A 21,138-nucleotide genomic window follows, 5' to 3' on the forward strand; every position below is an offset into this window, starting at 1 on the left:
CATTCAGGTTGTGCTTTAACGGATGAATTTTCCTTTAGCCATAGTCATAAAAAAAGGGTAAGTGACGACTTACCCTTTTTTCATACCAAATTCTTTAACTTTCTGTTGAGGTCGAGCACCCTTGATCTTCACAGCTTCGACAATTATTGCAGAGTTTTAAGTTCACTAAATGGGCCGCCACTAATAATGCAGCGCCAACGATGATCATAACGGGCTCTAAGGTTTCGGACACCGAGTGTTTGTGCCAATAAATAAAGCCACCTAAAAACAGCAAATAGAAAGGGTAAATTTTACGATGGTATTTGCGAAACCCTGAAAATAAGGCAATCGAGCCTAAAATAAGGGTAGCAAACAAAAAGATGTTCTCATTTTCATGCGAGCCCAAGTAATCCATCCCCAATAACGAAAGAGTCGGCAATAACACCGGCAATAAAATGCAGTGGAGAGCGCAGACGGATGTGGCTGCAATTCCTAGTCTATCAAGCATGAGTGTCTCTTTCAGTGGTTAAATCGCGTAATAAGCGATTTTTTGAACAAGGATTAAAGGCTTAGGCATCAAGCCCAAGCATGTGCCATACAATGTCATATGTTAAGCCCTACTAAACGAATAAAATAAGCAGGCCTTAACCATTAGTATACGTGATAATATCACAAAATGGATATTATCACATTGAAATATTGTTATGCTATGTTAACAGGGAACGCAATAACGTCTTTAATGTGCTCTGCATTGAGTGCTATCATCACCACTCGGTCTATACCCAATGCAACACCAGAGCAGTCAGGAAGACCAGACTGCAAGGCTTTAATAAAATGTTGATCTATTGGTTTTTCGGCTAAGTTATACTCTGTCCTGAGCTTGTTATCTGCTTGAAAACGTTGATATTGCTCATTAGCATCCGTCAGTTCATGAAAGCCATTAGCAAGCTCTACACCTTGATAATATAATTCAAATCGTTCGGCAACTCGTTGATCCTCTGCGTGAATTTTTGCCAACGATGCCTGACTTGATGGAAAATGATAAATAAAACATGGGCGTGATTTACCAATGTTTCGTTCGACTAATTCACCAAATAAAAACTGTAACAATGTATCGATATTGCTTTCGCTAGCTACCCAATCAGCATGCAATTGATGATCTAACACCGCTTGCTGTAATTGTTCGATATTGGCCGTTAGCGGATCAAGCCCAACATAATGCTTAAAGGCCTGTTGATACGACATTTTATCGGCGGGTTCACAGTCAAGCAGGTACTGCATTAATTGATCAATCTCTGCCATTAACGCAAAATGATCGAAGCCAATTCGATACCATTCAAGCATGGTAAATTCTGGGTTATGAAATCGCCCAGCCTGTTCGTTACGAAATGCTTTTGCGAGTTGAAAAATACAGCCACTGCCTGCAGCAAGTAATCGTTTCATCGCAAACTCGGGCGATGTTTGCAGATATAAGGTATCACCTTTCATGTCTGTGCACGGGTAAGCCAATTTAGTCGCAAACCCTTCTAGGTGCAAATCGGTCACGGTGCCAGAAGATAACATCGGCGTTTCGACTTCCATCACTTGACGATGATAAAAAAAGTCACGGATTTGTCTTAGTATCTCAGCCCGTTTTTTTAATGCCTGAATATCGGCCGTTGGTTGCCAATTTACTTGCTTTGACATGATATTTCCTTAAGAAAAAAGGGAGCCGAAGCTCCCTTGATTGGTGTGTAATTCGGTCGTTTGATTACTTGTTCGCACGCGATACATATTCACCACTTCGGGTGTCTACTTTAACCACTTCACCAATTTGAATAAACAATGGTACACGCACAACGGCACCCGTGCTTAATGTCGCAGGCTTGCCACCGGTACCAGCCGTATCACCTTTTAAACCAGGATCGGTTTCAGTTACTTCCAACTCAACAAAGTTCGGTGGAGTAACAACAATCGGGGTACCATTCCACAAGGTTAAAATACACACGTCACCTTCTTTTAACCACTTTTCGTTTTCACCAACCGCTTTAGCATCGGCCGCGATTTGTTCAAACGTATCGTTGTTCATAAAGTGAAAGAACTCGCCGTCATTATATAAATAGGCTAAGTCGGTTTCCATGATATCGGCACCTTCAACTGACTCACCTGACTTATACGTTTTTTCCAACACTTTACCAGAGATAAGCTTACGGATTTTTATACGGTTAAATGCTTGACCTTTACCAGGTTTTACAATTTCATTTTCTAAAATGTTGCAAGGTTCGCCGTCGATCATCAATTTAAGGCCAGCCTTAAATTCATTAGTACTGAAGTTTGCCATAATTTTCTCTTATGTATTCGTGTGCCCATTTGTATTAGTATGCACTAAATTAATTGTTGAGCAGAGATTTTAAAATAATGCGGGAAATAATAACCCAGAATGACATCAAATTGTACCAGTCTTGGCAAAAAGAATTGGCAAATGTTGTTACAGATCCAACAAAGTTATTATCCATGCTTGAGATCTCAATACCCGAGCAAGAGCAACATTTTGCTGCGCGTAAATTATTCCCCGTTAGAGTACCTCGACCATTTCTAAAAAAAATGAAAAAAGGCGATATTAACGACCCTTTGTTATTGCAAGTTTTGCCCCAAAAGCAAGAATTTCTAAAACTACCAGGCTATGTTAGCGATCCGCTAGAAGAGCACAATACGGTAGCCGAAGGTTTGTTACACAAATACACACATCGGGTTTTGATGATTGTAAAAGCAGGCTGTGCAATAAATTGTCGTTACTGTTTTCGTCGTCATTTCCCTTACCAAGATAACAGCCCTAATAAGCAACGCTGGCAACAAGCGCTAGATTATATTTCGCAACACTCTGAAATTAATGAAGTTATTTTTAGTGGTGGTGATCCCTTAATGGCCAATGACCAACACCTTGGTTGGTTAATAAAGCAAATTGAGGCTATTGAACACGTCAAACGTTTGCGTATTCATACCCGCTTGCCGGTGGTTATTCCGAATCGCATTACCCAAGACTTAGTCGATACATTAGCGCAGAGTCGATTAAAGCCGGTTATCGTCTTTCACATCAACCATGCCAATGAAATTGATCAAGACTTTATTGATGCCATTGAACCACTGCGAGCAAAGCGTATTGCCATGTTCAATCAGTCGGTTTTACTTAGGGGAATAAACAATAACAGTAATACCTTGGTCGCGCTGTCAGAAGCATTATTCGATGCCGGTATACTGCCTTATTACTTACACGTACTTGACCCCGTTGAAGGGGCTGCACATTTTGATATACCAGAGTCTGAAGCGATTGCTATTGCGAATGAAATGATGGCTATTTTACCGGGTTATTTAATGCCAAAACTGGTTAGAGAAATTCCTGGTGAAAGCAATAAAACGCCAATCAATCTTAATTCTACTAAACCCTAACATTGACCACAAATAGTCCCTAGATAGCTTCAGGGCTAACAATTGGGTATAATTTTTGCCATAATACTTCGCCATTTTTGACTTTACATTGACATCATGACAGATAAAATTGAACAACAACTGATAGACAATATTTCTCAGCTTCTAAAGCGTTCTATCGTAGCTGACAGCGCTTTAGCGCAACTAAGAGAAGGTAAAAGCGCCAACTTTGCCGCCATTTTTACCCAAGATGCTGGGTTTCGTTGTCAGGCAAATACCTTTCAGCCATACATCCAGGAACTTGCTGATGAATTACTGGTTTGGCAGCAAAGCAAAGAGCAAGGCTTGCTAATTGCCATGGTAAAAAAGATTGAGCAACTCTTTAAAGTTATTGGTGAGTTTGAAAGTCATTATGAAAAAAAATAAACTCTCATAGCCATTTTCAGTAAAAAAGCCCATTAGGGCTTTTTTTATGGTTCTTTTTGGGCTTACATGCTAAAAAACTTAATGGGATTGTATAAATGTTTTTTTAAACCACTCATCTAACATACGCTTTTCATCAACAAACGACGCCCTTGTTTTAGCGCGAAAGTTATTATTTAAGTAATTCATATCTTTTAAGTGCTCTTCGCCCGATTTAATGACCGCATCTTGGCTATCAAGCAATTGGTATTGAAACGATATACGCGGAAAATGGAGATCATCTAAAACCCGAATGGTTGCATTATTAGGCCCGACCATATACTTAACGTCTCCAGCAAGATCCACATTGGTCACCTTAATTTTCAATACTTGTTGTTCTGGTAAACTTTGCGCTAACTGGGCAAAATGCGCTTCTAATTGATTAAAAACCCGTTTTTTAAATTGCTTTTGAGTGCCATTAGATGCACGTATATCGGTATATTTACTTGCGTTTTCCCAGTTCACTTCAACCTCAGCGGAATGCCCTGCGAAGATCACCCCAAAAAGCGCAAAGCAACTGAACAACTTCAACCATATTGTGTTCATTATCGACCCCTTTATTGTCATATGTATAACGTAGACGAACTTTCACTAAAAAAGTTTCTTTAAGTTTTCTCAGCATTTAACAAAGTGATATGAGATGCAACTTAATCTAGATTAATAAAAACGCAATCAGTTGTTCTAACCTTGACAGCCTTGCTCATTTTAAAAATGATATCTGATATGATAAACCGTAATAATAAGCCATTATCTTTTAACTCTTATGCACAAGACAATATCACCTTACCTAGCCTTGTTGACCACATTAGTGATGATCGCAACAGTCACAACGTCAATGCCCGTATTGGCCGCCAACATTTTATTTGATCAGGGTCATCGCCAGGCCTTTTTATACAATGATGATAAAGCTTTAGGGCTTTCTCAATTTAGCGATATTTTAGCCCGTAAGGGGCATAAGGTAAGTGCCAGTCATACACCGCTGACAACAGAACTGTTGCAACAAGTGGACGCGCTTATTATTTCAGGCCCATTTAAACCATTTAGCCAAACAGAACAAAATATTATCGCAGACTTTGTTGGTTCTGGTGGTAAGCTGCTGGTGATGATTCATATTCCTCATACTGTCGGGGCTCTATTGGCCAGTTTGAATATCGATGTGTCAAATTTCCCCCTTCACGAAATAGAACACACCATTGCCCAAGAAGATAAAAATTTTCGCGTCAAAGACCTCAGTGAACACTGGTTATTCGACAATATATCAAGCTTTAACCTGTATGGCGGTTGGGCATTAAGAGCACAAGGTAATCCGCAAGCAAGTCTAGCAAAAACCAGTGCGCATGCATGGCTTGATATTAATAACAACAGACTAAAAGATAGCGCTGATATGAGCTCTTCGTTTGCCGTCATAGTACATAAAAAATTGCACCAAGGTGATATTTTGGTCTTTGCTGATGATGCGATTTTTCAAAATCGCTTTTTAACCGCTAATAATAAACAAATGGCGCAAAACATTGCCGCTTGGCTCGCTCAATAGTTCTGCACTAAGAGGTTGTTGATATCGCCTGCCCGTATACACCAAGACCACAGTTTATAAGTTTCAAGCTAATTTAATGAAAAAAGACCTCACATTGACAATGTGAGGTCTTATTGGTTTAGCACTGCCGCTAAGGGCAAAAGGACAAAATGTAGAGTAACCTCAGGTCTGGCTATTATTTCGGTTACCGAACTTTGGTATCAATGGTTAAGGTCATTATTTCTTTGTTCATCACATCGACATCTCTTATTTCAGTCATGTAATCACCTTGCTTAATACCCACATCACCTTGCATAGAAACAACGGCATAAACGTTGACCTTATCGAAGCTGCTTAAATTCATTTGCTCATTCATGGCTAATGAATTGTCCAGATTAACGGTTAGTGGTAAGTCACTGGCAGACACCTTAACCGCGGCAAGAGGCATCCGCGGTCCATTAGCAGCGGTTGCATATATAAACACGGTTTTATCTTCACCAAACATTAAATCGCTGAGCACCTGATCCGATAACGACACGGCTAAAGATAAACGTGGTTGATTCGGGTCGACATCATTGTGATGCACTTGCCCGCCCGATAACGATTCACTTTCGGCCAGTTTGTTTTTCGCTTCAGTTACTGCTCCTTGCAGTGCTTGCACATTAATGCCTGGGCGACCACTGTCTAGCACTAATTGCCAATGCTCAATTGCTTTTTGATAATCGTAGTGAGCATAACTGTCCATACCAAGTAATATATTGGTCGATGCATCTTCAGGATCTAGACTTAACGCCCTATCAACCAAGGCCTGAATTTCATCGTTCATATGGCTATCATTTTTGTAATAAAGCGCCTGCGCTTTCGGTCCAATTAATTCGGCATGTTCACCGACTAAAGCAATCACTCGATCGAACGAGCGAACCGCATTATCGAACTCGCCTATGTTAATAAATGCTTGTCCCAAACTGAACCAAGCTTGTGAATTTGTCGGCTCATTTTCAACTTTGTTTTTAAGTTGTTGAACCCGCAACAAGGCTCGTTGATTCATATCCAAGTTAGCATGCGGATCAGCTGGGGTGGCCGCAACAGGTTGCTCTAGTAACTTGGCGGCACCTAAGTTGTCATAAACAAACAAGGTTATTGCAATGACAAAAACCGTTAATCCGGTAGGCCACAACAACGAAAGTTTTTTACTTGGCGTACGCTGAGGTTGGCTGTTGGCAACATGCGTTAAAAGGCTTTTATCAAGCTCGGCTTTGAGTTGCTTATAGCTTGTTTTATCGATAGCCCCGCTAGCAAGATCTTGTTTTAACTCATTTAGGCTTTCATGATATAACGAAATATTGGCCGATTTGCGATGAGAGTCGCCATCATCCACAACCTTAGTGGCGCCTCTAAAATAAGCAAAGAATATGATTGCCGCCGCAATTGCAATGAGTATTAGGCTAAAAATGATTAGAGAAGTCATAACATTCCAAATTTATAAATTAATGTTTCGTTGTTGAATAAACTCGACTAAACGCTCAGATTTCATCGGTTCGGCATAGTAATACCCTTGAAAAATATCACAGCCAAGATTATCCAGTATGTTCATCTGCTCGGCGGTTTCAACCCCTTCCGCGACCACTTTCAAGCTCAGACTGTTGGCCATAGAAACAATCGCTTTGACAATGGATAAGCTTTCAGGGTTGTTGCTAATATTCTTCACAAATGAGCGGTCTATTTTTAACTCACTAAGCGGGTATTGTTGTAAATAAGACAAGGACGAAAAGCCCGTGCCAAAGTCATCTAATGACAGTTGAAGACCCATAGCTTTTAAGTTATTTAGCGTTTCGAGCAAATCAGAATGATCGGCCATTAACATATCTTCGGTAATTTCTAGAATGACACAAGAATAGTCTACGCCAGATTCTGTGATGATGTTTGCCATGGTATCGGTACTGCACTCTTGAGCAAACTGTCGTGGCGATATATTAACAGACACCGTAATGGGCTCTTCGAGTTGGCTATTCCAGAGTTTTATCTGTTGACAAGCCTTGCTCAGCACCAAATTACCTAATTCAATAATTTGTTCTGACTGCTCGGCTAAATGAATAAAATAGTGGGGTGACAATAACCCCTTATCTGGGTGTTGCCATCTGACGAGTGCCTCAACACCAATGACTTTACCTGAGACTCTGTCTATTTGCGGCTGATAATGTAATTCAAACTGATCTTCACTGATTGCAACCGCAAGATCTTGCTCAAGACACCAGTTATCTTTAAGCACACTTTGCTGTTGCTCATCGAACATACTGACTTTATTAGCACCACTCATTTTTGCATTAAATAAAGCCAGCTCGGTCATTGAGCAAAGCGCTTCTGGCGTTAAATCAGAGTTTGAGGTCACCGCCAAACCAACATTTGATTTGATACTTAATGCGACATCGTCAATTTGCATTGGAAGGGCAATATTTTGGCAAATTTGATCTGCAATTGGTATCACATCCGTTTCGCCATCTATTTCAGGGTAAAGCAAAATAAAGTTATCGCCAGATATTCTCGCCAGCATAACATCATCATTATTAACAACTTCTTTGATACGTTTTGCGGTTTCAACGAGGACGGCATCGCCCATATAGTAGTCAAAGTTTTCATTGATTCGAGCTAAGCCCGAAATATCAATGTGCATTAAACAAATAAGGTTTTCACTGTTTTCTTGTAACTTAGCTAACACTTCAGCCAGAGTAAAAAACAATAAACTCTTATTAGGCAGCATAGTTAATGGGTCGTAATTGGCCTGAAAATATAACAGTTCTTCTTTTTCTTTGTGCTTTGAAATGTCACTAAAAACCGCAATGTAATGGGTACGTTGTTGATTTTCGTCGTATACAACTCGAATCAATAACCATTCAGAATAGGTTTTTCCTGCTTTATTTTTATTGATTATTTCGCCTTCCCAGAAACCATTATCTTGCAATGATTGCCCCATTTTCTGATAAAACGTCGCATCATGATAGCCTGAAGATAAAATCCCAGGATCTTTGCCCAGCACTTCGTTAAGGGTATATCCCGTTATGTCAGTAAAGGCTTTATTACAATGGATAATTTTATTATTGGCATCCGATATCAACACCGCTTCTTTAATGCTATTAAAGGTTTGTTCCGAAATCGACGACCAACTTGCTAATTCTTTTGTTGATGGTGCTGTACCAAGGGCAAATTGTTGTTGGTCAAAACTTAAAAAACTGCCCTTATTATTACCCAACCATGCAAGGCGCTGATCTGAAAAATAGAGCTGAATTCGGCGATTTAATTGTGGCTGAAAACTATCAATTATCTGACGACACTCATCGAAATTTTGTAATGGCACTTTTTTAATAATCACCAAGTACGCTGATACTTGACCATTATTGTCAAAAAAAGGCACGCCAATATAGCTCTGGGCCCCCATATTCACCAGCATTTCGTCTTCTGGATAACGTTCTGTAATGTCTTTTTTATGTGTGCATATATGACCATCTGAAGTGACTTCACATGGGGTGCCTTTAAGCTCATAATCGATGGTATCTAAAAAGCAATCACCTTGTATTGCCACCAAAGAATAGGCACTGTTTTTTTCTTCATCCGGAACCGCCAACATCGTAAAATCGCTTTCACATTGATGATGAATGTGGGCTACGATGGGTCGCATATAGCGGATTTGCGAGCTGTGTTCTTTGCGCCAATCTTTGGTTGTTTTTAACGGATTGACCTTATATTCATGAGAGCAATCTCGAAGCACAATCAACAGCAACTCGGTTTGCGTGTCAGCGACGTCTATATAGGGGTAATTGACTTGTCGAATATAATGAACCACCCCATCATTGCTTTGAACCTCATATTCAAAGCTTTGTAATATTGAACTGTTGTTAAACGACAAGACCTGCTGTTTAAGGCTGGGGTCTTGAGATTTCATATTTGCCAACCATTTTGCACCAATACCTCGCGCCATGGGTGAAATACCAAGAATGTCTTCAAAACAATAGGTATATTCAACAATCTTATCGGCGATACAATCATATACGCAGACGCAATCTCCAAGCGCAATAGCATGCTCTTTTATTTGCAAAAAGAAATCGTGTGATACATGGGTTTTTAATGTTTGGCTATTCAAGTTCACTACTTTGCGAATTATCTCTCTTAAAATTAACAACATATTAATATGGAAATGATGCGCGTTGAAAAGGAAAAATTTATTTAAAGCCCTTATTTTGATTAGCGTCAAAAATGGATTGGAAGTTTATTACACGACTTTTATTTTATGGTTAGTATGTAGTCATTGATTCACTCGTCTAAAAAAATAGGCATAAAAAAGATAGGTCAATGATGGAAAACAATGCAAACAACCCAAAAAAAATTCATACGGTTGAGACCATTGAAATAAAAGATGTGACAGCCGATAGTGCGGTCACTGGTCGTGAGGGTGAGTCAGTTCAGTGTCATCGATTGACGGGCCTAGAGTGGTTCTTTCATCAGCACAAAGACAAACTGCCCCTGATTCATTTAATTATGTTCGTGGTCTTTTTGGTGCTGCTTTTTGTGCCACTCTTTTTGCCTGAGCCAAGTGAACAAGCGACCCCGCTCGACAACTTTACCATTTTCACCAATTACTTAATGTGGGGCTTATGGTTCCCATTGGTTTTTTTATCGGTCATTTTTACCGGCCGTTCGTGGTGTGGTTTATTATGCCCAATGGGCGCAGCGAGCGAGTGGGCAAATAAACGCGGTTTACAAAAGGCGGTCCCAGCATTTATTCGTTGGGAAGGCATGCCGATTGTTAGCTTTTTAATCATTACCTTTTTAGGCCAAACCGTGGGAGTTCGTGACCATCCAGAAGCTTTAGCTGAAGTCTTTGGTGGGGTGATGTTACTGGCCATTATTGTTGGCTTTATTTGGGGCACCAAAAACCGTGTATGGTGTCGCCACATGTGCCCAATTGGCTTATTACTGGGTTTATTTTCTCGCCTTGGGGTGGTTCAGTTTAACTCTAAAAAACCCAAAGCGGGTGGTGATAAATACGACCAACACAGCTTTTGTCCAACCATGATTGACTTACGCCAAAAACGCGAATCAAGACATTGTATTGAGTGTTTTCGCTGTGTCACACCAGATGCCAAATCAAGCGTGATGGTTAATATCAGAAAACCTGGTAAAGAAGTTGAAGAAATAAAAACCCACAACCCAGGTACCGCTGAGGTTTGGTTTTTCTTACTCGGAACAGGTTCGGCTTTAGGTGGTTTTTTATGGTTAACCTTGCCCGAGTACGAAGTAATGCGCCAAGCGCTCGGCGAGTGGTTTATTAGTAAAGAAATGTATTGGATTGGTGAGTCTGGACCTTGGTGGTTAATGAGTGTTCACCCTGAACGCAGAGAAGTGTTTAACTGGCTCGACTTTTTCTCCATTGTTGGCTTTATGAGCTTAGTCACAATCATCTTTACCCTCGTTTTAGGGACCATAAATGCGTTAACAACAAGCGTTGCTAAAGCGGCTGGAAGCATCGATAGTTATGTTCAAAGCTATAAAGAACTTGCTTATCAATATATGCCTGTTGCAATGGTATCTCTGTTAATTGGTTTAGGTGGTAAGTTGTTTGAATGGTTAACTATTTTTGGTTTAGATAACTCAGCACTGACCTTAATCAAACTCACTCTATTTGGCTTCAGTATACTATGGAGCTTATGGTTAGGTTGGAATATTTTAGCGCGTCAACACGTCACAACAAGAGCCCGTATATTACCTACTGTAACAGGTGCGTTAGGAAGCTTATTCGTTGGTCTGTGCTGGTGGCCTGCAATCTTTGGTTTATAAAGTTGAGAGAAAAATTATGAAAACAAAATTATTTACGATCGCAGCCCTGTTATTAACCGCTTTAAACGTTAATGCTGCAGGTCAAACCCAAAAAGAAGGTATTGTAAAATACGGTATGGAATTTAAAGGCATGTATATCCAGCCGGTGATCATGTCTGAAATTGAAGGCATGGATCATGCAAAGATGGGTCACGAAATGCCGATGAATATGGAAGAAATGGACCATGCTATCCCTGAAGGCGCGGACATTCACTTAGAATTACGCGTTGTGGTAACCGAAGATAACCCGTATAACTTTAAAGCGGGTGCTTGGATGCCTTATTTAAAAATTGATTATCGCATTGAAAAAGAAGGCACCAAGTGGTTTACCTCAGGTTCATTAGACCCTATGGTCGCCAACGACGGCCCTCACTATGGTAACAACGTAAAACTAAACGGGGTTGGTAAATACTCAATTAAATACCGCGTTACCGCGCCTAACTTAATGTTGCACATGGACAAAGAAACGGCGCCTACAGCTTGGTTTAAACCCTTTGTTGTTTCATGGGATTTAACCTACCTTGGAATAGGTAAAAAAGGCGGTTACTAACCCCTTAAACACATTAATAAGGTGGCTATTGCCACCTTTTTTCAATCATAAGTATAAGCACAATGAATCCAGTTAATCGCACAACCATCGAGACTATCAGCTTAGTGTCGTTATTACTGCTAAGCCTGCTAAACACAAGACCAAGTTTTGCTGATCATGAAAAAGACAACCCCAGTGATGGCACGGTTGCCAGCTTTAAAAAAGTCGAACCACCTCAGTATTTACAGCCGGTAAATTTTTATGACAGCAAAGGCGAGCAAGTAAACTTTAGCCAACACCTAGGCAAAGTATTGCTAGTTAATGTGTGGGCAACCTGGTGCGGACCATGTCTTCGCGAATTGCCAGAGCTTGATCGCCTTCAAGCAAAATTTAAGGGTGCAGAGTTCGAGCTTTTAGCCATTTCAATTGACGATGAGGGCTTGCCCATTGTGGAGCAATTTTATCAACAGCTTGGGATTAAAAACTTACACATGTATATCGACACCGACAAGCAATTAGGCAAGATATTCCCTGTTGATGCGGTGCCAGCAACCTTTATAATTAACCGCCAAGGCGAAGTCACCAGCTACCTGAGAAGTTACGCCAACTGGGACGATGAAGCTGCGTTTAAGATGGTGTTAGACAACATTGCCACCCCACCCTATCGCTTACCCGAGTTAGCGCTGTTGAACTAATACCAATCCCAAGTGAGATTGGGATAACTCTCGGGGCCCATACTCATCTAGGGAACATGACTAAGGGCTCTTAGTGATGTTCCTTTCGCATCTATTAAGCCGTCCTAAAACCGCCAATAAACAATTGAAAGATGTCTCTTTATGATATTTTTGAAGTTGCTGACTATTACAAAGAAGTCGACAAAATTTACTCTTAGGGAGCTTACACTTTCGGGGGCGTTTTGCCCGTTTAACCAAGTATTATCAGCCCCTGTGGGTCATCAATACACACTAAAGAAAATTTTCTAAAGAATATACTCTCGAATCAACCGACTCCCAAAATAGGCTAAAGAAAGAATTGAGGTCGATGTCAGCAACATCATAAATAATTTCGCGCCTCGCCAACCACGAGTTAATTGCCCCCACAATATCACTAAATAGCCTGCAAGTGCGATTAACGATAACGTTGTTTTATGAATATGGGCGCTTGAAAACAGATCATCAAAAAAGATAAATCCGACTAACAAAGCGCTCATAAGCAACACGACCCCAATAATAATGATGCCTAATAACTGCTTTTCAAACAGCATGATAGGTGGCAATGATTCGATACTGGCAATATCTTTCTTTTTAAGCTTGCCGTTTATATAAGCCACCTGAAAGGCATATAAGGTAGCCATCACTAAGATACAATAGGCCGCTAAGATCAAGATGATATGCAGGGTTAATACAAACTGACCTGATTCAACGATAAGCGCCTGATCCATGGGTAACACAAACATCACCATTAACAAAATGGCTGCGAAAGCATAAGTGATGGGTAAAATTAAACTTAAAGGATTTCTCAGCGCCAACAAACTGCTCATCAAGGTGATGATTAAGCTAACCAAGATAACCACATTAGCCAAACTAAAATCTAGAGTATGTTCTGTCCAAATAGACTGAACGGCCACGGTAGCGTGAAAAATTAACCCGATGAGCGCGGACACTAAAACAATGTTTGTTTTTAAATGTTGATGCTTAAAGAAGTGCTGCATAAATAAAATGGTTGCAACAGCATATCCGGTAAACGCGAATACAGGCAAAGCAATTGAATAGGCCACACATTCCCCTTAATAAATTTAATGAGACTTTGCTCGTCTACAAATCAACGACAAAGAGTTAAGCAATTATTATTTCTTATCGAATCCTAAGGCTTCCGATAAATATTCGACTTTATCCATCTCGCCATTTTGAGCGGCGGTTCGGATCGCACTCATCGGCGCATGGATAAGTTTGTTGGCGAGTTTATTGGCCAACTCAAACATCACTTGCTCCGGATCTTTATTGGCATTGAGCTGGCTCATTGCTTTTTCAAGTAAAGCCGATTTTTGCGCCATCGCTTGTTCTCGATACGCCAGAACAATGTCATTGGCATTAAGGCCATTTAACCATGCAAGAAAGTTACCCGCTTGCTGTGCCACCAGTTGTTCTGCTTCAAGTGCTGCCTGACGACGTTTTTCTAGGTTTTGATTAACAATGCCTTGTAAATCATCTACGGTATATAAAAATGCATCTTCCAACTGGTCAACGCTTTGTTCTATGTCGCGAGGAACCGCTAAATCGACCATAAAAATCGGTTTATGTTTACGTTTTCTTAAGGCGTTTTGTACATCATCTTTGCTGATAATCGGTAAAGGACTGCCGGTTGAACTAAACACAATATCGGCTTGCGGTAAATATTCCCTGATTTCTGATAACGAAATAACATTGGCTGAAATCTTCTGCGCTAATGCTTCTGCTCGCTCTATTGAACGGTTAGCGACTGTCATCTGACTGACGTTACTTTGAATTAAGTGCTTTGACACCAACTCTATTGTTTCACCAGCGCCGACGAGCAATACATTGACATCATTTAGTTGACTATAAATGTTTTTTGCCAAACTCACGGCGGCAAAGGCGACCGAAATGGCATTAGCGCCAATATCGGTGTCTGTGCGTACTTGTTTGGCGACACTAAAGGTGCGTTGAAAGAGCCTGTCAATTATGAATGAAATGGTATTTTGCTCTTTGGCATGACGATACGCTTGTTTCATTTGCCCTAAAATTTGCGGTTCACCCAGCACCAAGGAATCAAGTCCGCAGGCCACGCGCATCATATGATTGATCGCTTCTTCGCCCTGATAACCATACAAGTAAGGCTTAATCATGTCGCTTGCAATTTGATGGTAAGCACCTAACCAAGCCAATAATTTGGCTTCAACTTGAAGGTAATTTATATCTTGCCCACTGACATAAAATTCGGTTCGGTTACAAGTCGATAAAATTACAACTTCGCGGCAATTAAGTGCTTGTTGGGCAGATAACAGCGCCTCGTTAAGGCTGTCCTGAGGAAATGATATTTGCTCACGAATAGCGACAGGGGCGGTTTTATGGTTGATCCCAAGAGTAAATATTGACATAAATTTAACGTGCTTATTGTAGAATAAATTCTCTATCTATTAATTAAATTCAACTTAGTAGCCAAAGCGTAAAGCTTGCTATTAAATCACTCTTGAAAAACGCTGTTTGTTGACATGTTGCTTCATGTAAGCGTCAAAGCTCATGCTAATCACTCGGATCAACAAGCGGGCTTTTTGCGAAACCTTAATTGAGTTCGCCGTGTTTTCAACCAACCCATCGTCAATAAACACATCGAGTAAAGGTAAGTCGTTAGCAAAGTATTGGTCAAAGTCGATGCCAAAATTTTGATTTATTTTTGATTTATCAAGGTAAAGGTTACACATTAATTCGCGGATGACTTCGCCACGAATGACATCATCGGTGTTTAAAACCACACCTTTTTCTAATGCATTTTTGTGGGCTTCTATCGCTTGATAATAACTTTTCAAATCTTTGCTATTTTGGCTAAACGAGCGGCCAATATTGCTGATAGCCGAAACCCCTAAACCTAATAAATCACAATTGCCTTTGGTCGTATAACCTTGAAAATTACGATGCAATTGGCCGCTATTTTGCGCCTTAGCTAATTCGTCGTTAGGTTTAGCAAAGTGATCCATACCAATAAACTCGTAACCAAATGAACATAGCTTTTCAATGGACAGTTTCATTAGGGCAAACTTTTCACTGGCCGATGGTAACCATTCATCTCTTAATTTACGTTGCGCGGCAAAACGACTGGGTAAGTGGGCGTAACTAAATAATGAAATACGATCAACATCAAGCTCTTTTACTTTGTCTAACGTTGTCGAAAATTGCTCAACACTTTGATGCGGTAAGCCATAAATAAGGTCAATGTTGATGGATTTAAAACCCACATCTTTGGCATGAGCAATAAAATCACTAATGAATTCGGTTGACTGAACTCGATTAATCGCCTTTTGCACTTTTAAATCAAAATCCTGAATGCCCAAACTCAACCGGTTAAAACCGAGCGAGTATAAATGATCGGCAAACTCGAGTGCTATTTCACGAGGGTCTATTTCAATGCTCATTTCCATATGCTCAGAAAAATGAAAATGTTGCTTTAATAAAGTGACTAACCGGGTTAACTGCTCATTGGTTAAAAAGCTTGGTGTACCTCCGCCAAAGTGCAACTGTTTAACCGTATATTGCCTAAACAATGGCGATCTTGAAGCGATTTCAGTCGCTAGGTAATCTAAGTATGCATCGGCTTTTTCTCGATGCCGAGTTACCACCTTATTACAGCCGCAGTAGTAACATAGGCTATGGCAAAATGGGATATGAACGTACAGTGATAATTCTCGATTGTCTGAACTTTTGACCGCCTGAACAAAATCGTCGGTGCAGAAGTTGTCTTTAAACTCCAAAGCCGTTGGGTAAGAGGTATATCTTGGTCCACTGGTATTGTATTTTTTTAGTAATGATTGATCAAAAAACTGACTGACATTCATGCGTTTTCCTTTACCGCATTTTATTTAAAATGCTTTGTATAATGTTGCTCTGACCTAAAACCATCGTCGTTCTAGGTTAAATATGTTTTGTTAGCTCTTGCATAAGCGCCTCAAGATGCAAGTCGCTGTCATTCAAACAAGGAATGTAGTGGTATGTTTCACCACCGGATTCGATGAATATTTCTTTGTTTTCTATCGCCAACTCTTCCAAAGTTTCTAAACAGTCAGCACTAAACGCTGGGCTGATAATGGCAATGTGCTTTTTACCCTGCTTTGCCAGCTGCACCAAGGATTGATCGGTGTACGGTTTAAGCCATTCAGCTTTGCCAAAACGAGACTGAAACGTCATTACGTACTGCTCTTTGTTTAGCTCTAATCGCGTGGCTAAAGCCTCTGTTGTTTGCTGACAAAAATAATAATACGGGTCACCTTGTGCAAAATAAGTTTGTGGCATTCCATGATATGACATCACCAGCACATCAGGCAGTCCATAACTGGCAATATGTTGTTTTACACTGTTTTCCAATGCCCTAATATAGGCCTCACTTTGATGATAACCGCTAATAAAGTCGATACTTGGTACCCATCGCCACTGACTGACTTCGGCGGCAACCGCGTCAAAAGTAGAGCCAGTCGTAGGGCCGGAATACTGTGGGTACAGGGGTAGCACCACAATTTTATGAACACCATGCTGGTGTAATTTTTTTAAGCCACTACCAATAGACGACTGGCCATAACGCATAGCCAATTCAACCACCACATCGTCACCATAAGATTGCGCTAGACGCTGTGCTAATTTATGCTTTTGCCTTTCACTAATAACCTTCATCGGTGAACCGTGATGGGTCCAAATACTTTGATACACTTGGGCCGATTTTTTTGAGCGCAATGGCAAGATAAAAATATGTAGGATCACCAACCAAAGCACTCGTGGCACTTCAATAACTCTAGGATCTGAGAGAAACTCAGATAAATATTCACGTAATGCCTTTTTGGTTGGTGCCTCAGGTGTGCCCAAATTGGTTAATAACACACCCGTTTTAACCGCTTGATAATTTGCTTGTTCTAACACACCATAAAACCGAGACATTGGTATTCCTTTTTGCGTATCTAGTGCTTCACCTTTAGCGGCGTAAACGAGCGAAACACTTGTCGGCTATAGCCAGGGTTTGCTCGATGATCTCATCACTATGGCTGGTTGACAAAAAACCTGCTTCAAACGCTGATGGCGCTAAGTAGACGCCTTCTTCTAACATCAGGTGATAAAACTGCTTAAACACCTTTGCATCCACATTCATTGCTTGAGCATATGTGGTTACGGGTTTATCTTCATCTCCTGGGGCGACAAAGAAAATACCAAACATCGCGCCAACATAATTAACACTTAATGGAATACCATGGTTGGCGGCAGCTGCTTTGAAACCTAGGGCTAATTTTTCTGTTGCCTTTGCCAGCGCTTGGTGTTTATCGCCGCTAGACAACTCGTTAAGGGCGGCTAACCCCGCAGCCATTGCAATCGGATTTCCCGATAGCGTGCCGGCTTGATAAACAGGCCCATTAGGGGCAATAAAGTCCATTATTTCGGCTTTTCCGCCAAAGGCACCAACGGGCATGCCACCACCAATGACTTTACCTAAAGTGGTTAAGTCTGGTTTTACCTGATAATGCGCCTGGGCACCGCCTAGAGCGACACGAAAACCGGTCATCACCTCGTCAAAAATCAACACACTGTTGTACTTGTCGCAGATGTTACGCAAACCTTGTAAAAAGCCTTCTACCGGTGGAATGCAGTTCATATTGCCGGCGACAGGCTCAACAATAATACACGCTATTTGATCGGGGTACTGAGCAAATACCTGCTCAACTTCGGCTAAATTGTTATAGGTTACCGTTAAGGTATGCTTGGCAAAATCGGCCGGAATACCAGGAGAGTTTGGTACTCCTAAGGTTAATGCCCCAGAGCCCGCTTTTACTAATAAAGAATCGGCATGACCGTGATAACAGCCTTCAAACTTTAAAATTTTATCGCGTCCAGTGAAGCCACGAGCAAGACGGATCGCACTCATGGTCGCTTCGGTGCCCGAACTGACCATACGTACGCGTTCCATCGAAGGTACTAAGTGACGAACTTGTTCGGCCATGTCAATTTCAATGGCGGTCGGGGCGCCAAAACTTAAACCGTTTTGCGCACTGCTGACCACGGCTTGTAAAATAGCGGGATGATTGTGACCTAAAATCATCGGTCCCCAAGAGCCAACGTAGTCAATATAGGCTTTATCGGCAACGTCGTAAATGTATGCACCTTGAGCGCGTTTGATAAAACATGGGGAACCACCAACACCGTTAAACGCCCTAACAGGAGAGTTAACCCCACCAGGAATAATAGATCTGGCTTGTTCAAATAATTGTGTGGATGTTTGCATTAGAACCTCATGTTATCAAAGCGCTAACCGACGATTTACGTCAGCGAATTCATTGTTGATTCTAATGATCTATTTTGGGGTTTGTTTTGATTGAAATCAGATATCGAGAATATTGCTAAAATTTTGTAACCAGTCGTAAAGCCAGATGCTCAAAATCGCCAAGATAAAGGCAATGAGGCATCAATGGCCTAAGCAACGCGAGACAATCTAAAAATAGCTCCTATTGGTTAAGCTTCTGTTTGGCTAAACGACGACCAAATGATAAATCAGCAGAATATTTTCGCCGATTGATGATACGCATGATCAAATTTTTTGCGCCAAGAAAGATTAATACACAGCCGCCGAATAACGCCAAATCATGGCTTAAAAATTGCGTAACCGACACCCCTACCCCAAATTGTATAAAAGGCAGCAATTCGTAAAGGGTATCTGGAATGCGGGTATTTAAAATGCTCTTAGCAAATTTACTTGGTGTATCTTTTCGGCGTGCTTGTGAGCGCATACACCAAACAAAAGCTCCGGCAAAGTAAAACAGTGCTGCAGGTAAAAACATCAACACATTTTCAGACTTCACAAAACAAAGCCCACTCAATATAAAATACCCATAAGGTAAGTTTTCATATACAACGGATGGCATGCGCATGTGTTTACAACCTTTTTTGAAATAACCAAGATTATTTCGTTACGACATGCACAAAATTATATCGAAAGCGATAAGCCCAATTTTGATTAAGATCAGCATTCTTCTTAGAGCACTAAGGAACAACCAGATGGTAACTTTTTAACCACTAAAGCAGTTATCTAGTGGTTAAATTCTGACGGCTTTCATTGAGTTTGGATTGCCATAGATCGAGTGCGGCACGAGCTTTTGCCAAATAGCTATCGTCTTGGCGAAGATGAATGTAAGTTCGCATTGCCGAAAGGGCTATTTCCCAGTCTTGTTCCTGTTCAGCGACCATTGCCAGACCATAATAGCTGTTGGCAAATTCAGGTTGCAGTTCAATAGCGTAAGCAAATGAGTTAGCGGCTTTTTGCAAGTCATTCAACCCCAACATAGCAAACCCCATATTCACGTGAGCTTCAGGTAAGTTGGGGTAACGTTGTAACACTTTATGCAATAATGTTATGGCTTGTTGATGATGCCCTATGCGCAGTAATTCAGCGGCATCTTTAAAGTGTTGCTGGGTTTGCAGTCCTTGTTGTTGTTCAACATGGCCATTGGGATCAATGTTGGCCAAGATAATTGGCTCTTTGACAGGATCTTTTTTATCTATAGGGTCAAGTAAATACGTTGGTGTGGTGGCAAACTCATCATAGTTTTTTTGATCGCCAACGACCCAACTATCTGGACTTTGTTGTAAGAGAAAGCCAATCGAGGCAATCGCCGCAACTAACACCAAAAAAGCTTTCACTCTGATATCGTTAATAATTGACAAAAAAGGCACGATATTAATTTCCTAGATAATAACCATTTAAACGGCAGTGCGAGTATATTAACATACAAGCTAATCGAGTATAAATTCAAAGCAACCGTTTTCTAAAAATCTATGCAAACCATTATCGCTACCCTAAGTAACCAATATAACGAGATGCTCTTTTTATGGGCAGCGTTGTTGTTGTACATAATTTCAGGCAGTGTGGCAATCATTACCACCGTCGTATGGCGAAAATTGCCGCAAATTATTTTGTTCTTAACGTCTCTAGGGTTTGTCATTCATACCATTGCCATAGGATTGCGCTGGTATCGGTTAGAGCATGGCCCTTTCATCACCATGTTTGAGATATTATCTAGTAATATCTGGAGCTTAACCCTTATCTGGTTAATAACTTATATTAAAATACCGCACATTCGTTTTGCCTTAGTGATTGCTCAACCGGTTCTTTTTATGATGATGGGCTGGATGCTCATTAGCGAAACCCAAGATCCCATGTTCCCCAGTACTTATCAAACTATTTGGCTCTATATTCATGTGCTGTTTGGTAAAGTCTTCTTGGGGTTATTTTATATCGCCTTTGCACTTTCTTGTTTTATTTTGCTACGCAAATTTAAAAGTTGTCGGCGCTGGTTTAAACGCTTACCAGCCAATGAGAACATGGCTCTATTGGCCTTTCGCTTTATCGCGGTAGGGATGATTTTTGACACTTTAATGTTAATTGCTGGGGCAATTTGGGCACAAGATGCCTGGGGGCGCTACTGGGCTTGGGATCCATTAGAAACCTGGTCCTTTATCACTTGGTTATTAGTGGCGATGTTATTGCACGCTAGAGTAACATGGAAAATATCACCACAAGTGAGCTCAGTGCTGGTGATAATTGTGTTTATCGTTGCCTTTGTTACCTTTTTTGGCGTTCCTTTTATGGCCACTGCGCCACACCGTGGGGTTATCTAAAA

20 protein-coding genes are annotated in these 21,138 nt (G+C 40.8%); 7 read left to right on the top strand and 13 right to left on the bottom strand.

Features of this window, described 5'->3' with window-relative positions; all coding sequences use genetic code 11:
• Nucleotides 1–94 precede the first annotated feature (94 nt).
• The 3 genes from ACAY00_RS12360 to efp all read right to left on the bottom strand — a co-directional run bounded on the left by ACAY00_RS12360 (nucleotide 95) and on the right by efp (nucleotide 2,299).
• On the bottom strand, nucleotides 95–487 hold the full coding sequence (locus tag ACAY00_RS12360; RefSeq protein ID WP_371374149.1) for a MerC domain-containing protein: 393 nt from the start codon (nucleotides 485–487) through the stop codon (nucleotides 95–97).
• Between the two features lie 194 nt (nucleotides 488–681).
• Nucleotides 682–1,665 carry an elongation factor P--(R)-beta-lysine ligase gene (epmA, locus tag ACAY00_RS12365; protein WP_371374151.1) on the bottom strand — a complete coding sequence of 328 codons (984 nt, stop codon included), beginning with the start codon at nucleotides 1,663–1,665 and terminating at the stop codon, nucleotides 682–684.
• Nucleotides 1,666–1,729: 64 nt separating this feature from the next.
• Nucleotides 1,730–2,299, bottom strand: a complete 570-nt coding sequence (gene efp, locus ACAY00_RS12370; protein ID WP_371374154.1) for an elongation factor P — start codon at nucleotides 2,297–2,299, stop codon at nucleotides 1,730–1,732.
• 77 nt (nucleotides 2,300–2,376) lie between these two features.
• Here efp and epmB point away from each other — a divergent pair, with 77 nt between their 5' ends.
• Nucleotides 2,377–3,405 carry an EF-P beta-lysylation protein EpmB gene (gene epmB, locus ACAY00_RS12375; protein ID WP_371374157.1) on the top strand — a complete coding sequence of 343 codons (1,029 nt, stop codon included), beginning with the start codon at nucleotides 2,377–2,379 and terminating at the stop codon, nucleotides 3,403–3,405.
• A 96-nt stretch (nucleotides 3,406–3,501) separates the two neighbouring features.
• A complete protein-coding gene (locus tag ACAY00_RS12380) occupies nucleotides 3,502–3,810 on the top strand; it encodes a hypothetical protein (protein ID WP_371374160.1) in 309 nt (102 codons plus the stop codon).
• Nucleotides 3,811–3,888: 78 nt separating this feature from the next.
• Here ACAY00_RS12380 and ACAY00_RS12385 read toward each other — a convergent pair whose 3' ends face one another.
• Complete coding sequence (locus ACAY00_RS12385; protein ID WP_371374163.1) at nucleotides 3,889–4,392, bottom strand: DUF3016 domain-containing protein; 504 nt, start codon at nucleotides 4,390–4,392, stop codon at nucleotides 3,889–3,891.
• Between the two features lie 217 nt (nucleotides 4,393–4,609).
• Between ACAY00_RS12385 and ACAY00_RS12390 the strand changes: the two genes are divergently transcribed.
• Complete coding sequence (locus ACAY00_RS12390; RefSeq protein WP_371374166.1) at nucleotides 4,610–5,380, top strand: DUF4350 domain-containing protein; 771 nt, start codon at nucleotides 4,610–4,612, stop codon at nucleotides 5,378–5,380.
• 184 nt (nucleotides 5,381–5,564) lie between these two features.
• Here ACAY00_RS12390 and ccmI read toward each other — a convergent pair whose 3' ends face one another.
• Both ccmI and ACAY00_RS12400 read right to left on the bottom strand, forming a co-directional pair.
• Complete coding sequence (gene ccmI / locus ACAY00_RS12395; protein WP_371374169.1) at nucleotides 5,565–6,827, bottom strand: c-type cytochrome biogenesis protein CcmI; 1,263 nt, start codon at nucleotides 6,825–6,827, stop codon at nucleotides 5,565–5,567.
• Between the two features lie 12 nt (nucleotides 6,828–6,839).
• Nucleotides 6,840–9,494 carry a putative bifunctional diguanylate cyclase/phosphodiesterase gene (locus ACAY00_RS12400; RefSeq protein WP_371374171.1) on the bottom strand — a complete coding sequence of 885 codons (2,655 nt, stop codon included), beginning with the start codon at nucleotides 9,492–9,494 and terminating at the stop codon, nucleotides 6,840–6,842.
• 209 nt (nucleotides 9,495–9,703) lie between these two features.
• Here ACAY00_RS12400 and ACAY00_RS12405 point away from each other — a divergent pair, with 209 nt between their 5' ends.
• The 3 genes from ACAY00_RS12405 (at nucleotide 9,704) to ACAY00_RS12415 (ending at nucleotide 12,451) form a co-directional block, all read left to right on the top strand.
• Complete coding sequence (locus tag ACAY00_RS12405; RefSeq protein ID WP_371374173.1) at nucleotides 9,704–11,188, top strand: 4Fe-4S binding protein; 1,485 nt, start codon at nucleotides 9,704–9,706, stop codon at nucleotides 11,186–11,188.
• Between the two features lie 16 nt (nucleotides 11,189–11,204).
• On the top strand, nucleotides 11,205–11,777 hold the full coding sequence (locus tag ACAY00_RS12410; protein WP_371374175.1) for an iron transporter: 573 nt from the start codon (nucleotides 11,205–11,207) through the stop codon (nucleotides 11,775–11,777).
• A gap of 62 nt (nucleotides 11,778–11,839) precedes the next feature.
• The gene (locus tag ACAY00_RS12415) at nucleotides 11,840–12,451 is read left to right on the top strand and encodes a TlpA disulfide reductase family protein (protein ID WP_371374178.1); all 612 of its coding nucleotides are present in this window, start codon (nucleotides 11,840–11,842) and stop codon (nucleotides 12,449–12,451) included.
• A 284-nt stretch (nucleotides 12,452–12,735) separates the two neighbouring features.
• On the opposite strand, the gene ACAY00_RS12420 is transcribed toward ACAY00_RS12415, so the two are convergent.
• From ACAY00_RS12420 to ACAY00_RS12450, 7 genes are all read right to left on the bottom strand, one after another.
• Nucleotides 12,736–13,533 carry an inner membrane protein YpjD gene (locus ACAY00_RS12420; protein ID WP_371374180.1) on the bottom strand — a complete coding sequence of 266 codons (798 nt, stop codon included), beginning with the start codon at nucleotides 13,531–13,533 and terminating at the stop codon, nucleotides 12,736–12,738.
• 69 nt (nucleotides 13,534–13,602) lie between these two features.
• Nucleotides 13,603–14,871, bottom strand: a complete 1,269-nt coding sequence (hemA, locus tag ACAY00_RS12425; RefSeq protein WP_371374182.1) for a glutamyl-tRNA reductase — start codon at nucleotides 14,869–14,871, stop codon at nucleotides 13,603–13,605.
• Between the two features lie 81 nt (nucleotides 14,872–14,952).
• Nucleotides 14,953–16,323: an oxygen-independent coproporphyrinogen III oxidase gene (hemN, locus tag ACAY00_RS12430; RefSeq protein WP_371374185.1), complete on the bottom strand. Its 1,371-nt coding sequence runs from the start codon at nucleotides 16,321–16,323 to the stop codon at nucleotides 14,953–14,955.
• Between the two features lie 76 nt (nucleotides 16,324–16,399).
• Entirely contained in the window at nucleotides 16,400–17,413 is a 1,014-nt protein-coding gene (gene hemH / locus ACAY00_RS12435; RefSeq protein WP_371374188.1) for a ferrochelatase, read from the bottom strand.
• 34 nt (nucleotides 17,414–17,447) lie between these two features.
• Nucleotides 17,448–18,746, bottom strand: coding sequence for a glutamate-1-semialdehyde 2,1-aminomutase (hemL, locus tag ACAY00_RS12440; RefSeq protein ID WP_371374190.1), 1,299 nt, complete (start codon nucleotides 18,744–18,746; stop codon nucleotides 17,448–17,450).
• A 220-nt stretch (nucleotides 18,747–18,966) separates the two neighbouring features.
• Nucleotides 18,967–19,320: a hypothetical protein gene (locus ACAY00_RS12445; RefSeq protein WP_371374194.1), complete on the bottom strand. Its 354-nt coding sequence runs from the start codon at nucleotides 19,318–19,320 to the stop codon at nucleotides 18,967–18,969.
• 223 nt (nucleotides 19,321–19,543) lie between these two features.
• The gene (locus ACAY00_RS12450) at nucleotides 19,544–20,191 is read right to left on the bottom strand and encodes a tetratricopeptide repeat protein (protein WP_371374197.1); all 648 of its coding nucleotides are present in this window, start codon (nucleotides 20,189–20,191) and stop codon (nucleotides 19,544–19,546) included.
• Nucleotides 20,192–20,293: 102 nt separating this feature from the next.
• Here ACAY00_RS12450 and ccsA point away from each other — a divergent pair, with 102 nt between their 5' ends.
• Entirely contained in the window at nucleotides 20,294–21,136 is an 843-nt protein-coding gene (ccsA, locus tag ACAY00_RS12455) for a cytochrome c biogenesis protein CcsA (RefSeq protein ID WP_371374200.1), read from the top strand.
• Nucleotides 21,137–21,138: the final 2 nt, after the last annotated feature.

The sequence above is a fragment of the Thalassotalea sp. 273M-4 genome (assembly GCF_041410465.1).
Taxonomy (GTDB): domain Bacteria; phylum Pseudomonadota; class Gammaproteobacteria; order Enterobacterales; family Alteromonadaceae; genus Thalassotalea_A; species Thalassotalea_A aquiviva.